This is a genomic window from Acinetobacter sp. 24-47-66 (assembly GCF_056779755.1).
Genome location: NZ_JBWYIL010000007.1, coordinates 124,308 through 138,514, shown reverse-complemented (window position 1 = coordinate 138,514; position 14,207 = coordinate 124,308). Strand labels below are relative to the sequence as shown.

Below are 14,207 nucleotides of genomic sequence, written 5' to 3'. Positions count from 1 at the left end.
AAACACTTAAACAACCAAACTTATGATTCATATCCAAGAATTGCACAACCAAAACCTTACTGTAAATCATCGTTAAATCCTTTTAACCTGAACCAAATATTCTATTGGTGAATATTCAAATAAACCCTTAATTTATATGAGGGTAATTGGAATTTTATTTACAAATTAAACTCTCCAATTGAACGCATCATGATTTATGATGAATTTGTAAACTCAATAAAACACACATTCTTGTCACAATGTTGCTTTAGAATGATCGAACAAAACGGTTCATGTCTCTGGTATTGGAAGCGCTAGATCTTATAAAAGTGAATGCTCAGCCAACCATCAAGAAAGACATATATTATAAATGGAGAATGAATATGAGCGATGACTCAAAAAAATGTCCTGTCACCCACTTAACAACTGATGCTGGTGCTCCTGTAGTAGACAACCAAAACAGTATGACAGCAGGTGCACGTGGTCCTTTACTTGCACAAGATTTATGGCTGAATGAAAAACTAGGTAACTTCGTTCGTGAAGTGATTCCTGAGCGTCGTATGCACGCGAAAGGTTCTGGGGCATTTGGTACCTTCACTGTTACCCATGATATTACGCAATATACTCGCGCTAAATTATTCTCTGAAATCGGTAAAAAAACCGATATTTTTGTGCGCTTCTCTACAGTTGCTGGCGAACGTGGTGCAGCAGATGCTGAACGTGATATCCGCGGTTTCGCAATGAAATTCTACACTGAAGAAGGTAACTGGGATTTAGTAGGTAATAACACTCCAGTTTTCTTCTTACGTGATGCGCGTAAGTTCCCTGACTTAAACAAAGCAGTAAAACGCGATCCTAAAACCAACAAACGTAGTGCAACCAACAACTGGGATTTCTGGACTTTACTTCCAGAAGCATTACATCAAGTGACGATTGTCATGTCAGACCGCGGTATCCCAGATGGTTACCGTCACATGCATGGTTTTGGTAGCCATACCTTCAGTTTCATTAATGCCAACAACGAACGCTTCTGGGTTAAATTCCATATGCGCACGCAACAAGGCATTAAGAATTTAACTGATGCAGAAGCTGAAGCGATTATTGCGAAAGATCGCGAAAGCTCTCAAACTGACTTATTTGATGCGATTGAACGTGGTGATTTCCCGAAATGGAAAATGTACGTCCAAATCATGCCTGAGCTAGATGCAGAGAAAGTTCCATATCACCCATTTGACTTAACCAAAGTATGGCCTAAAGGTGACTATCCTTTGATCGAAGTCGGTGAATTCGAACTTAATCGTAACCCTGAAAACTACTTCCAAGACGTAGAACAAGCTGCCTTTGCTCCAAGTAACTTAGTGCCAGGCATCAGCTTCTCACCTGACCGTATGCTTCAAGCACGTCTGTTCAACTATGCAGATGCTGCACGCTACCGTGTTGGTGTTAACCATTATCAAATTCCAGTGAATGCACCCCGTTGCCCTGTTCACTCAAACCGTCGCGATGGTCAAGGTCGTACTGATGGTAACTACGGTGCTTTACCACACTATGAACCAAATAGTTTCAGCCAATGGCAGGAACAGCCACAATATAAAGAGCCACCATTAAAAATTTCTGGTGCGGCAGATTTCTGGGATTACCGCGAAGATGACAATGACTATTTCAGTCAACCACGCGCATTATTCAATCTCATGAATGATCAGCAAAAACAGGCTTTATTTGACAATACAGCCGCAGCAATGGGCGATGCATTAGATTTCATTAAGTATCGTCATATTCGTAACTGCTATGCTTGTGACCCAGCATATGGCGAGGGTGTTGCAAAAGCATTAGGCATGACCGTAGCTGATGCACAGGCTGCACGTGCAACTGACCCAGCACAAGGAAATCCTGGCCTACTTTAATTAATATCTCCATAAAAAAACCGCTGTTATCAGCGGTTTTTTTATTCAAACAATTAGTTTTTTACCTTCCCGAATACAATAAAATGGACTGATAAATTTAGATGCATTTTTCATCGCTTGGTGCAGATCCAACTCAGGTTGATTCCGATCTTCATCTGTTAACTGAAAAGTACGATAGTGAATCGCTAATGAACGTTTTGCGTGTAAATCTATATGTGCTTGGAATGCATCAGCAGGATTCATATGTAGATATTGCATCAATACTCTTGGTTCATATGCACCGATTGGCAGTAAAGCAATCCTTGGTGCACCTAAGCGCTGGTGAATCTCTTTAAAATGTTGTGCATAGCCTGTATCACCAGCAAAGTAACAATGACCATGCTCAGATAAAATTGAAAAACCACCCCATAATGCAAGGTTTTGATCACGAAGCCCTCGACCAGAACCATGTTGGGCAGGCGTGTAGACAATTTTAAAATCTTTGAATAAGGCAGACTGCCACCAATCCATCTCAATCACATGAAATGCTTTCGGCAAATAGGCTGCATTTCCTAGACCTGTATAGATCGGCATAGCAAATTTTTGATGTAGCCAATTCAAACTCGCTAAATCCATATGATCATAGTGATTATGACTGAGTAATACTGCGTGAATCTGTGGTAAATCTTCAAGTGCAATCCCTGCAGGGATAACACGTTTCGGTCCACTCCCATGCTTTGGGCTTACATAATCTGCCCATACAGGGTCGGTTAAGAAGTTATATGGACCAATTTGAATTAAAACCGTAGCATGACCAACAAACCATACTTGCCAATCTTCTAAATCTACATGCGGACGAGACTCAGGCTTAGCACGTTTGGTTTGAATAAAATCCTGTTGCTCTTTCGCGAAATCACCTTGCCAGGTAAAGCTTTTACGAGCCATCAACCATTTATATAAATTCCATTGGTTGAGCTGTGCAGGACGTGGTTCCTGATTAACGAATCTTTGCCCGTTATGGTGATCCAGTGAAACCAATTTAAGTTTTGGTTTAAACCACACATGCCGAATACAATCTTCAGTCTTTAGTTGATAGTGCAGATTAGAATTCTGCGGCTTCCGTCCAACAACAAGTGTAGACTCTGGATTACTCGAAGTCGTCGTTGGAATATCAGTCAAATTAGACATAATAAATGTAAGCACCTTAAACCGAAGCGATTTTGAAATAGTTGATTATTCAGTTATATAAATAGATTATGTTCATCATCTATTCGCATTTTTAAATTATGTTTTTAAAAGATACACTGTTCGTGTTTCATTTAAGACAACATCAATCTCAATTCCCATGAAGTGGTTATAATTTCATCAATAAATTGTGAAATAGACCACCAATCATCCCTATATTATTCATCATATACAACTCAGACTTTCTTTTTGTTTATGATTTTGTTGTTTTTTTCTGATTTTTGATGTTTTTTTAATCACCCACAGAAATCTTAAATAGAGGAAGTTAAATTTTGTTTAGGATGTGACTTAACGCTGAACAACTGATCTCCCAAAGCTTCAACGTACTTTTCTCTACATTATTATTTTTCATAGACTTAAAGCCGAAACAATTGGTTTCAACTTTAATAGATACAATCTTTTCTAAACCTATACAAATCAGTCACTCATTCGCGATGAGAGTTCGATCTTGAAATGTAGAATTTCTATCTAAGTAAGAAATTAAATGCATGTGAATTTTAAAATACAAAAAAATGCTTCATTCACTAACTAAATACCAAAATACATCTACTTATTGATCAATTTCACTTATACTCATCTTTAGCAACATTAAGACATTTTTTAGATTATTCTCTGGAAGGCTATATGGAATTACGGCATTTGCGCTATTTTATTACAGTTGCAGAAGAGCTTAATTTTAGCAAAGCTGCACTTAAGCTCTACACAGCACAGCCTTCACTCAGCCAACAAATCAAAGATTTAGAAGAAGATGTTGGTGTGCGTTTACTAAATCGTACCAAACGAAAAGTTGAATTGACCGAAGAAGGCGCTGTGTTTCTGGAACAGGCGAGACTCACTATTGCTCAAGCAGAAAAAGCAATTAATATGGCGCGCCAAGTGTCTAAAGCAAAACAAAAAATGCTACGCATTGGTTTTGTGCCAGTTGCAGAAATGAAAATCTTTCCTTATGTATTACCTAACTTACGTGTTCAAAATCCCGAATTAAAAATTGAATTACAAAGCTTAAATAATATTGAGCAATTCAAAGGCATAAAGAAAGGTGAATTGGACATTACTTTTACTCGTCAACGTTTAGATTCTGAAGAGATCGAGAGTCGCTTTGTACTCCGTGAGCCTTTAGTTTTTATTCTGCCTAAAGATCACCCTTTGGCAAAGTACGAGCGTATTCCTGTAAAAGCGCTTGATGGCATTGATTTTGTGATCCCTTCAGATGAGCAATCTAAAACCTTACATGACACCATTCTAGGCTTTGCTGAACAAAATGGCGTTTCTTTTAAAATTGTTCAAAAAGCTGACAATATCTTGTTTAACATTAACTCTATTGGTATTGGCTTAGGGTGTACGATTCTTCCTGGCTATATTGTGCCACTTCTCTTGGAAAATAGTGTGACTCGACCACTCGATGTAGAGCTACCTTCGCTCGATCTCTTTGTAAGTTATCGCAAAAATGCCACTGGTATTGCTGTGCAAAAATTTATGGAGTTACTCTCAAAAGTCTTTTATTTAGACTTTAATCAAAGTTCATCGTGAATAAAAAACCCGCTGAATCAAGCAGGTTTTTTATTCACTGTGCTTTAACACGCAACAGACTGTTTGATCACATGTTTTAAAAATTGATGTAACTCATCAATGGAATCAACAACCGCAAGGGGATGATATTGCTGTAATACCTCAGGTAAATGAACGCCATACGTCACCCCTACACTTGGCATACGAATATTCAATGCCATTTCAAGATCGTATGAAGTATCTCCTACCATTATCGCTTGATCTGCATTAAAACCAGTTTCGGCTAAAATTTCAGCCAACATCAACGGATCTGGTTTTGATTTTGTTTCACTGGCTGCACGTGTCGCTGAAAACAAACTCACACTCTGAGTTTGCCCCAGTACTCGATCTAGCCCCTTACGACTTTTTCCTGTCGCAACAGCCAAATGAATACCTGACTCTTTGAGATCATGCAACATTTCAGCAACACCATCAAACCAACGATCATGTTTCGAGTGCTCAACATAATGCGCTGAATAAGATTGTAAAATTGCCTCGTGTAAATCAGGAACCTGAGGAAATAAAACTTGCGCAACTTCAGGTAATCCTAAGCCAATAATGCTTTTAGCATCCTCATCAGTCAAAGGTTGATTAAATTGTTTGGCGGCAAATTTTAAACTTTCAACAATTTGACCCACTGAATCAAATAAGGTGCCATCCCAATCAAAAATAATGAGTTTTACCGCTGATGTCATATTTTGTATCCTAATTTTGATCGGGCAGATGCCATTTAAATATCATATTGACATATTAAGATCTCATCGTTGCATGACCTCGTCATGACACAATGATTCGATCTTTACACAACCACTGAGACGCACTCAGTCTTGTTGAGACTGCACTGCAGGTTTATCCGCTTTTTGTGCGCGAAGTTGTGCAACCAGGCTTTGCATATCCTCAGGCAAGGGTGCTTCAATTACTGGATATCCTGGAATCTCTAAGCGCATTGCGTGTAAACATAAACGACGTGGTTTAGGTCCACGATATTCCGTCTCATGCCCGTACTTTTCATCACCCACCAAGGGATGACCGATACTGAGTCCATGTACACGAATTTGATGTGTACGACCAGAAAGCGGTGACGCATACACGAGTGATGCATGCATAAAGCGTTCCGCTACCTTCCATTGGGTTTTTGAAGGTTTTCCTTCTTTAGATACACGTACTCGACGTTCACCATTGGCTAACTCATAGCGATGTAATGGTGCATCGATTAATTGTGAGTCTAATGTGACTTGGCCTTTCACCACAGCAGCATAAGTTTTTTGAATCTTGTGTTCACGAAGCATATCTTGAAGTGTTTTTAACACGCTACGCTTTTTAGAAATCATCACCAAGCCTGAAGTATCTCGGTCAATACGGTGGATCAGTTCTAAATATTTTTTCCCTGTCGCTGCGCGTAAGCCTTCAATTAAACCATACGCCACACCACTTCCACCGTGCACTGCAATCCCAGAAGGTTTGTTCACCACTAAAAGACCTTCATCTTCATAAATCACACGGCTTAACAAGCCCTGCGCGACTTTGTCTGATACTGGAACTTGAGATTCATCTTTTTGTTCATAACGAATCGGTGCAACACGGATTTGATCACCAATATTTAATTTGGTTTCCGCTTTCACACGCTTTTTGTTGACCCGCACCTGACCTTCACGAATTAAACGATAGATTCGACTTTTCGGTACTCCTTTAAGACGAGCGAATAGAAAATTGTCGATGCGTTGCCCCAATTGGTGCTCATCCACTTCAAACCAAGTGACGCTTTGCCATTCTTGCGTAGAATTCATACAGTTACGTTGACCTAAAAAAATACTAAATTCGATTAAAAACTGATCATTTAGACTACCCAATTGACTAGAAATGTCTGTGTAGCCCATAGGCAGATGATCTAAGGTTTGCTATAGTCAGCGCACGGATACCGCCGTAAGTGAACATTTGTTTAGAGATTTCAAAATTTTGAAATTCAAACTAAATTTTTGTTTAGCATAAACTCGGAATGGTCCCAAAAGAATATGCCAACGCCGAAGGCTTATTATATCGGCAAAAAGACAAACTGTTGCGTTTAATTGTGCTTTTGCACATAAATCAGTTTGTTTAAAAAAATATGTCGCCAACAATTATGTTGGTTTTTAAACGTTAACTGATACACATCAGAATGGTCGCAACCTGATTTCTCATTCAGGCTATAACGTTAGATGCATTGGATCTGCACAATTTGTAAAGATACGACGATAATTCCGTATCAAGACACTCTATCAAAAAATTGAAGAGATGATCTTCGAGCAATGTGACAGTGAAAGTAATGAACATCCAATGCACCGTTAGTCCGCCAGTGAATGTTCAGGCTTCTTTAATCAGTGACAGGATTAAAGCCGTATTGCCATCATCAATACGTGAATCAAAATACCGAAGCCCATCAATAAAGGCCGGTAATACACTTAGATCAAACTGATTATGGTGATCTAGGAATTGATCCATGCGGGTTGATGTTCGCTACGTAAATCGCGATGTTTTGCTTGTGTATCACTATTAGGTGTTACACCCATGAAACGTATGTTGATCAATGCAACACATGCCGAAGAAGTTCGCGTTGCACTCATCACTGGTCACCGTCTTTACGATTTCGATTTAGAAAATCGTACTCGTGAACAAAAGAAAGCCAATATCTACAAAGGTCATGTGACTCGCGTTGAGCCATCTCTTGAAGCTGTGTTTGTAGAATATGGTGCAGGCCGTCAAGGCTTTCTTTCAATGCGTGAAATCGCAAACTCATATTACAAAGCTGACCCTCGTCAAACTTCAAACATTCGTGAGTTAATCACTGAAGGTACTGAGCTTTTAGTTCAAGTTGAAAAAGAGGAACGTGGCAACAAAGGCGCTGCTCTCTCAACTTTTATTTCCCTTGCGGGTCGTTACTTGGTCTTAATGCCAAACAACCCGAAAGGTGGTGGTATTAGTCGTCAAATTTCTGGTTCAGTTCGTGAAGAATTGAAAGAAATGTTGGCGTCTTTAAATGTACCTCGTGGTATGAGCGTGATTGTACGTACTGCAGGGATTGGTCGCTCACAAGAAGAGCTTCAACTTGATCTTCAGCACCTTCTCGATCTTTGGGCACGCATCCAAAGTACAGCAAATTCTGGCCCTTCTCCAATGTTGGTTCATCAGGAAGCTGGTGTAGTTACTCGTGCAATTCGCGACTATTTACGTGATGATGTTGCAGAAATTTTAATTGATTCTGAACAAGCTTATAACGAAGCCTATAACTTTGTTAAAGCCGTGATGCCGAACCAATTAGACAAGTTAAAAACATATACTTTGAATGAGCCTTTATTTGCTCATTTTGGTATCGAAAGTCAAATTCAAACAGCTTACGAGCGTGAGGTGAAACTTCCTTCTGGTGGTTCAATTGTCATTGACCAAACAGAAGCATTGGTTTCGATCGATATTAACTCTGCAAAATCTACTCGTGGTCACGATGTAGAGGAAACTGCGCTTAGTACTAACTTAGAAGCAGCAGAAGAGATCGCTCGCCAACTTCGCTTACGTGATATCGGTGGTCTGGTCGTGATTGACTTCATTGATATGACCAAAGAACGCAATCAACGTATGGTTGAAGCGAAACTGCGTGAATCAACTCAAAGTGATCGTGCACGTATCCAGTTCGGTCAATTGTCTCGTTTCGGCTTAATGGAAATGAGTCGCCAACGTTTACGCCCTTCTTTAGAAGAAGCGACTGGCTATGTATGTCCACGTTGTCATGGCACAGGTATGGTTCGTGACTTGCGTTCTCTTTCACTTTCGATCATGCGTAAAGTTGAAGAAATTGCACTTCGTGAGCGTCAAGGTGAAGTTCAAGTAGAAGTTCCTGTTGAAATTGCAGCATTCCTTCTCAATGAAAAACGTCATAGCCTCGTATATTTGGAGCAAACTTCAAATGTACGTGTGACTGTACTCCCTCACCCGCATTTAGAAACGCCACATTACGAAATCTCGTATAATCCTGAAGGCTTTGCACCAACCAGCTATGAACGTACTGAAGCGACTCGTTCTAGTGAAAAAGAGTTGGGTTATGAGTCTTCAGAATGGCACTTAGAAGAAGAGCATACAGCTCCACCTACGCATGCCCCTGTAACGCAGGAAAAAGGCTATAAGCGTCATAAAAACAATCAAAATGCTACACAACCTGCGGTAGCACAAAAAACTGCGCCAGCAGCTGCTCCAGCAACTAGCCCATGCGCATGGTTAGAAAATCTGTTTGTTCAAAAACAAGCGAGTACGATTGATCAATCTCGTACAGCCAATTCTGCAGCGGCTGCAATTGAACAAATGGTGAACGGTGGTGCCGTAAGTCGTGGTCAATTCGGTCAAATTGCACCTGTGACACCTGTGGCAATTGAAGCATCTGCACCAGTTGAAACAAATGCGTATATTTCACATACGCCTGTTGCGAAAAATGATACACGCGACCAAGAACGTCAAGCTGAAAAAGACGAGCGTCCACAACGTCATAACAAGAAAAATCGCAATAAGCAACGTGACACACGCGAAGTTAATGCAGATCAACATGTGATTGAAGAAGTTGTACAGGCACCTCGCCATGAACAACGTCAAGACAATCGTCATGAGTCACGCAATGAAAACCGTCATGAGCAACGCCAAGAACAGCGTGATCAGAAACGTCATCAAAAGCGCCCTCAACAAAACGAGACAGCTTTCGAAGCACAAACTGAACAAGCTGTGCCACGTCGTGACCGTAATGCACAACGTCCACAACGTCCAAATCGTCACCGCGATCAAAGTGTATTAAATCAAGAGCAATCTTCAGCACCTGTTGCTCCAGAAGCTCAAGTTAAAGTTGATTTAATTGATGTACCTCGTAATGATGAGCTTAAAACAGCGTTAGTGGTTAATGTTGATCAAGCACAAAGTGAGATTGTTGCATTAACGCTTGAAGTAGCAGCACCTGTAGCAACTGCTCCAGCACCTGTTGTGACAGACGCTGAAGTGTCAGCACCTCAAGTGGAAATTACGGTTGATGAACCTGTCATTGAAGCTGAGGTTAAACCTCAACAAGCACCACAACGTGCAAGTAACGACCCACGTCAACGTCGTCGTAACAAGCATCAACATGACCAGAAAGCAAAATCAGATGCGCCGAAGCTTCGCCCTTCACAAGTGCCAGCTTTAGCACAACATACGGTTTTAAGTTTAATTCAACATGTTTATGGTGCGGATTGCTCTGTATTGATTGAACAGTTTGGATTAATTCCAACCTTCAATCGCGCATTGCAAAAGTTCACTGAACAGTATGCAGCGAGTTTAAATACTCAATCTGCTGAACCTGCTACTGAGAAAAAACCAGTAACACGTGATGTCGCTGTTCAACAAGCTCCAGCTGAAAAAGAGCCTGCACCTGTGTTGGACTTAACACCTCCAAAACCAGTGTCTGATAAGCGTGTTGCAAACGATCCACGTGAGCGTCGTCGTCTTGCAAAACTTGCAGCAGAGCAAGCAAAACAAGCGCGCCTTGAAGAAGTTGCAGCACAAGAAGCCGTGAAAGTTGAAGCACCTGTTACGGATGCTCCACAAGCAGCTGATGCAACATCTGAAGTTGCACATCAAGAAACAGCAACACCATCAGCTGAAGTGACTCAATCTGAAGTGAAGACTGAAGAAAAAGTTCAAACTTCTTCAGAACAGCAACCTGAAGAAAAATCTTCAGAATCAACTGAAGTTGCGTCTACAGAAGCAGAAACTGCGAAAGTTGAAGTGGCAGAAGTTGCCGTAAGTGCTGAAGATAAATCTGCACAAGCTGAAGCAGATAAGGATGATGCAGAACAGCAGGAAGAAGATAAACCTGTTCGTCCGCGTCGCCCTCGTGGTCGCCCACCAAAAAAAGCAACACCATCAGCTGAGTAATTTGCTTAAACTACATTAGCTTTTGACAAACCTAGTCATTACGGTGGCTAGGTTTTTTTGTTATGGTCTTTAAAGTTTTGACTGAAAAATCCTGTTCAGAATTGATCAATTTTTCAAAATGGATAAGATATTCAGTGACAAAACCAAGTAAAAAACTTGCGAAAAATTAAAGACTAAACGGAATATCACAAAAAATAGGACCAGTATGAGCCAGACTTATCAAAACGATCTCATTGGAATCAAAGACGTAGCAGCACGACTCCCACATTTGGTCACGAAGTTGCCAAATATTCTTGTCGGGCTCAAACAGGCTTATTTACGTACTCCTAAAACGCCAGCAGGTCTTGCCCTCGCTTTTGAGCGTGCAGCGCAAAAAAATCCTCAAGGTATTGCGCTGTTATGTGAAGATCAGAAATATACCTACCAACAACTAAATGATTGGGCAAACCAAATTGCACACTACTACATCGCTAAGGGTGCAAAAAAAGGTGATGTGATTGCGGTCATTGTTGAAAACCGCAGTGAACTTATTGCCACCGTCATTGGTCTTGCAAAAATTGGGGTTGTTTCAGCGCTCGTCAATACGTCTCAAACAGGTAAGGTACTTACCCATAGTATTAATTTGGTTAAACCAATCGGCGTAATTGTCGGTGAAGAATGCCGTGAAGCTGTCGATGAAGTACGCGAACAACTGACTGTCGCAAAAGATAAGCTCTATTGGTTTGCTGATCAAAATACACACCAAAATGCTGGTCAAGCACCTGAAGGCTATCATAATCTTGCACAAGAAATTTTATCTGAATCTAAAGATAATCTATCTGAAACACATAAGGTGACTGGTGCTGACGGCTTATTCTATATCTATACGTCTGGCACAACAGGTTTACCAAAAGCCGTAGTCTTTACCAATAGTCGTTGGATGTTAGCGTATGGCACATATGGTCATGTCCTCAATCTAAATAAAGATGACGTTATGTATGTCACTTTACCGCTTTATCATGCTACAGGCATGGTAGTGTGCTGGTGTGGTGTAATTGCTGGTAGTTCGACACTAGCGATTCGTCGTAAGTTCTCAACCTCTTCTTTTTGGAAAGATGTTCAAAAATTTAATGCATCAGCAATTGGTTATGTTGGTGAGCTATGTCGCTATCTTCTAGATGCACCCGAATCACACCAAGATCGCAATCATCGCGTCACTAAGATGATTGGTAACGGCATGCGTCCAAATATTTGGGATAAATTTAAAAATCGCTTTGGCATTGAAGAAGTACTCGAACTTTATGCTTCAAGTGAAGGCAATGTCGGCTTTTCCAATATTTTAAACTTCGACAATACCGTAGGTTTCTCTCCTATTCCTTATGCCATTATCCAATATGACAAGGAAAAAGAAGCTCCTATTCGTGATGCAAAAGGTCATTGTATTAAAGTCAAAAAAGGTGAAACAGGCTTATTGATTGGTAAAATTACCAATCGCTCGCCCTTTGATGGTTATACCGATCCAGAAAAGAATAAATCCTCGATCATGCATGATGTTTTTACCAAAGGAGATTCTTATTTCATCACAGGTGACCTCGTGCGAGATATCGGGTGCCGCCATGCTCAATTTGTTGACCGTCTCGGTGATACCTTCCGCTGGAAAGGTGAGAATGTCTCTACAACTGAGGTTGAAAATATTTGTAGTGATTATGAAAAGATCACAGAAGCAGTGGTATACGGCGTTGAGATTCCAAATACTAACGGTCGTGCAGGTATGGCAGCCATCACTTTAGCAGAAGGTGCTGAACTAAATGAGCAAGATTTATCCGATATGGCTCAGTTCTTTAAGAAGTCTTTGCCTAGCTATGCAGTTCCAGTGTTCTTACGTGTACAGAAAACACTCGAAACTACAGGAACATTTAAATATCAAAAGAGTAAGTTAAAGGAAGAAGCTTATTTTCCAGACAAAACTTCAGATCGTATTTTGGTTTTATTACCAAATGAAGATGCATATTGCGATTTAAATGAAGAGATTCTGAAAAATATTGAACAGTATAAATATCGTTTTTAAGCTAAAATCGATTGTTTTTTGGCTAGAAAACACGAAATTGTGTCATTTCTAGCCAAACGTAACAAAGTTTTATATTTTTTACTTGCGCTACTCAAATAACTTGCTAAAATACGCAACATCAAAACGAGATGGGTCGTTAGCTCAGTTGGTAGAGCAGCGGACTTTTAATCCGTTGGTCCCGCGTTCGAGTCGCGGACGACCCACCACTTATTTTGAAACCCCTATGGGTCGTTAGCTCAGTTGGTAGAGCAGCGGACTTTTAATCCGTTGGTCCCGCGTTCGAGTCGCGGACGACCCACCAGATTCTTAAAAAAGCCTTTCATCTTGAAAGGCTTTTTTATTGCCTGAAATATAATACAAGCTACCCTCATAGAGTATCAATTCTTATATCTTCAAAGCTTTTGACGTTGCAAAGTATATGCACGTGACGGAAGCGGATTGTCTTTAAAAAAAGTTTGGTTCACTTGCGTTGCATTGGCAATTTTATCAAGATCCATGACCATATTACCCTGCTCATCCAAATCGTAAAAAAATTGAACCCCACTCTCTCTCAAAATAATGATTTGATGGTGATGCGGATCGTACAACCAACGGTCTTGGCGATATTGACGTTGCGTTGTAAATTCAACCTTACCACGATGCATAAAAATACGATGAGCTGTGCCATCAGCCAATAAATTGATAATAAACTCAGCTTCTCCCTTATCACAACGAGCAAAGCCATCATCACATTGCATCGTGGTTTGGTAACGACCTACAAATTTTTGCCATTCTTTAGCAACAGACTGCGGTGTTGTATCCGCTTTCTCTTGAATTGGAGGCCGTGCCTTACCTGCGACATTCGTTAATGAGTTAGAAGACTCAGGCGTATGCGACTCCTGAATTTGGTTGATGTGTTCAATGTGTGGCGATTCATTCTGGCTACATGCTGCAAGTGCAATATTCATGATGGCGATAATGCTGAACATTGAGATTGAATGAACTTTAAAATTTAAATTCATCATTTTATATCTTGAGCCATTTCATAAATTGCGATGTATAAAAATATTATCCTTATAAAATAGGGATATACAAGTATTAGCATGTTCTGTCTAATTATCCAGAACCTATACCACATCAAGGTTTTATCTTTTTCATTACATAAAATTACGATATTTTGTGAATAATCTCCTTTAAAACTAAAAATTATTCTCCATATAAAATGTATAGACAAACGTTAAAGAGAAATTGCGAAGTCTATTTCATGACTATTTTAGGTTCTAAAGGAGAACTCAATGGCCAATGTTGGTTTATATCGCTCAAACCGCTCTAACATGATTGCTGGTGTGATGGGCGGTATTGCTGAACGTTTTGGTTGGAATGCGAATTTATTACGAATTATTTTTGTTCTAGTGTCAGTGATGAGCGCTGCATTTCCAGGAATTTTAGTGTACTTAGTGCTTTGGTTAGTGATGCCAAAAAATAAAGTTCAGCACGAACATTCAGATACTTATGATCGTCCAATGCGCACTGTACATCAGGACAGATCACCGCTTTAACTTGAGTTTACCCTCAATCACCCACACAACCTCGGGTGAGTTTTTCAA

10 protein-coding genes and 2 tRNA genes are annotated in these 14,207 nt (G+C 40.2%); 7 read left to right on the top strand and 5 right to left on the bottom strand.

Going from position 1 to position 14,207, the window contains the following annotated elements; genetic code table 11:
- Nucleotides 1-362 precede the first annotated feature (362 nt).
- On the top strand, nt 363-1,883 hold the full coding sequence (locus AC1M84_RS08655) for a catalase (RefSeq protein ID WP_035264193.1): 1,521 nt from the start codon (nt 363-365) through the stop codon (nt 1,881-1,883).
- 45 nt (nt 1,884-1,928) lie between these two features.
- Here the strand turns inward: AC1M84_RS08655 and AC1M84_RS08650 are convergent, their stop codons facing one another.
- On the bottom strand, nt 1,929-3,050 hold the full coding sequence (locus AC1M84_RS08650; RefSeq protein ID WP_481594842.1) for an MBL fold metallo-hydrolase: 1,122 nt from the start codon (nt 3,048-3,050) through the stop codon (nt 1,929-1,931).
- A 681-nt stretch (nt 3,051-3,731) separates the two neighbouring features.
- Between AC1M84_RS08650 and hcaR the strand changes: the two genes are divergently transcribed.
- Nucleotides 3,732-4,637: a DNA-binding transcriptional regulator HcaR gene (hcaR, locus tag AC1M84_RS08645; RefSeq protein WP_481593398.1), complete on the top strand. Its 906-nt coding sequence runs from the start codon at nt 3,732-3,734 to the stop codon at nt 4,635-4,637.
- Nucleotides 4,638-4,681: 44 nt separating this feature from the next.
- Here the strand turns inward: hcaR and AC1M84_RS08640 are convergent, their stop codons facing one another.
- The 3 genes from AC1M84_RS08640 to AC1M84_RS08630 all read right to left on the bottom strand — a co-directional run bounded on the left by AC1M84_RS08640 (nt 4,682) and on the right by AC1M84_RS08630 (nt 7,133).
- On the bottom strand, nt 4,682-5,350 hold the full coding sequence (locus AC1M84_RS08640) for an HAD family hydrolase (RefSeq protein WP_481593397.1): 669 nt from the start codon (nt 5,348-5,350) through the stop codon (nt 4,682-4,684).
- Nucleotides 5,351-5,476: 126 nt separating this feature from the next.
- Nucleotides 5,477-6,442: an RluA family pseudouridine synthase gene (locus tag AC1M84_RS08635; protein WP_481593416.1), complete on the bottom strand. Its 966-nt coding sequence runs from the start codon at nt 6,440-6,442 to the stop codon at nt 5,477-5,479.
- Nucleotides 6,443-6,995: 553 nt separating this feature from the next.
- Nucleotides 6,996-7,133, bottom strand: a complete 138-nt coding sequence (locus tag AC1M84_RS08630) for a hypothetical protein (RefSeq protein ID WP_179998737.1) — start codon at nt 7,131-7,133, stop codon at nt 6,996-6,998.
- Between the two features lie 66 nt (nt 7,134-7,199).
- Between AC1M84_RS08630 and AC1M84_RS08625 the strand changes: the two genes are divergently transcribed.
- The 4 genes from AC1M84_RS08625 to AC1M84_RS08610 all read left to right on the top strand — a co-directional run bounded on the left by AC1M84_RS08625 (nt 7,200) and on the right by AC1M84_RS08610 (nt 12,922).
- Complete coding sequence (locus AC1M84_RS08625; RefSeq protein ID WP_481594841.1) at nt 7,200-10,574, top strand: Rne/Rng family ribonuclease; 3,375 nt, start codon at nt 7,200-7,202, stop codon at nt 10,572-10,574.
- 205 nt (nt 10,575-10,779) lie between these two features.
- The gene (locus tag AC1M84_RS08620) at nt 10,780-12,621 is read left to right on the top strand and encodes a long-chain-acyl-CoA synthetase (protein WP_481594840.1); all 1,842 of its coding nucleotides are present in this window, start codon (nt 10,780-10,782) and stop codon (nt 12,619-12,621) included.
- 130 nt (nt 12,622-12,751) lie between these two features.
- Nucleotides 12,752-12,827: transfer RNA gene (locus tag AC1M84_RS08615), tRNA-Lys, on the top strand.
- Nucleotides 12,828-12,846: 19 nt separating this feature from the next.
- Nucleotides 12,847-12,922: transfer RNA gene (locus AC1M84_RS08610), tRNA-Lys, on the top strand.
- A gap of 91 nt (nt 12,923-13,013) precedes the next feature.
- On the opposite strand, the gene AC1M84_RS08605 is transcribed toward AC1M84_RS08610, so the two are convergent.
- Nucleotides 13,014-13,625 carry a hypothetical protein gene (locus AC1M84_RS08605; protein WP_092766699.1) on the bottom strand — a complete coding sequence of 204 codons (612 nt, stop codon included), beginning with the start codon at nt 13,623-13,625 and terminating at the stop codon, nt 13,014-13,016.
- Between the two features lie 270 nt (nt 13,626-13,895).
- Here AC1M84_RS08605 and AC1M84_RS08600 point away from each other — a divergent pair, with 270 nt between their 5' ends.
- Nucleotides 13,896-14,159, top strand: coding sequence for a PspC domain-containing protein (locus AC1M84_RS08600; protein ID WP_035264203.1), 264 nt, complete (start codon nt 13,896-13,898; stop codon nt 14,157-14,159).
- Nucleotides 14,160-14,207: the final 48 nt, after the last annotated feature.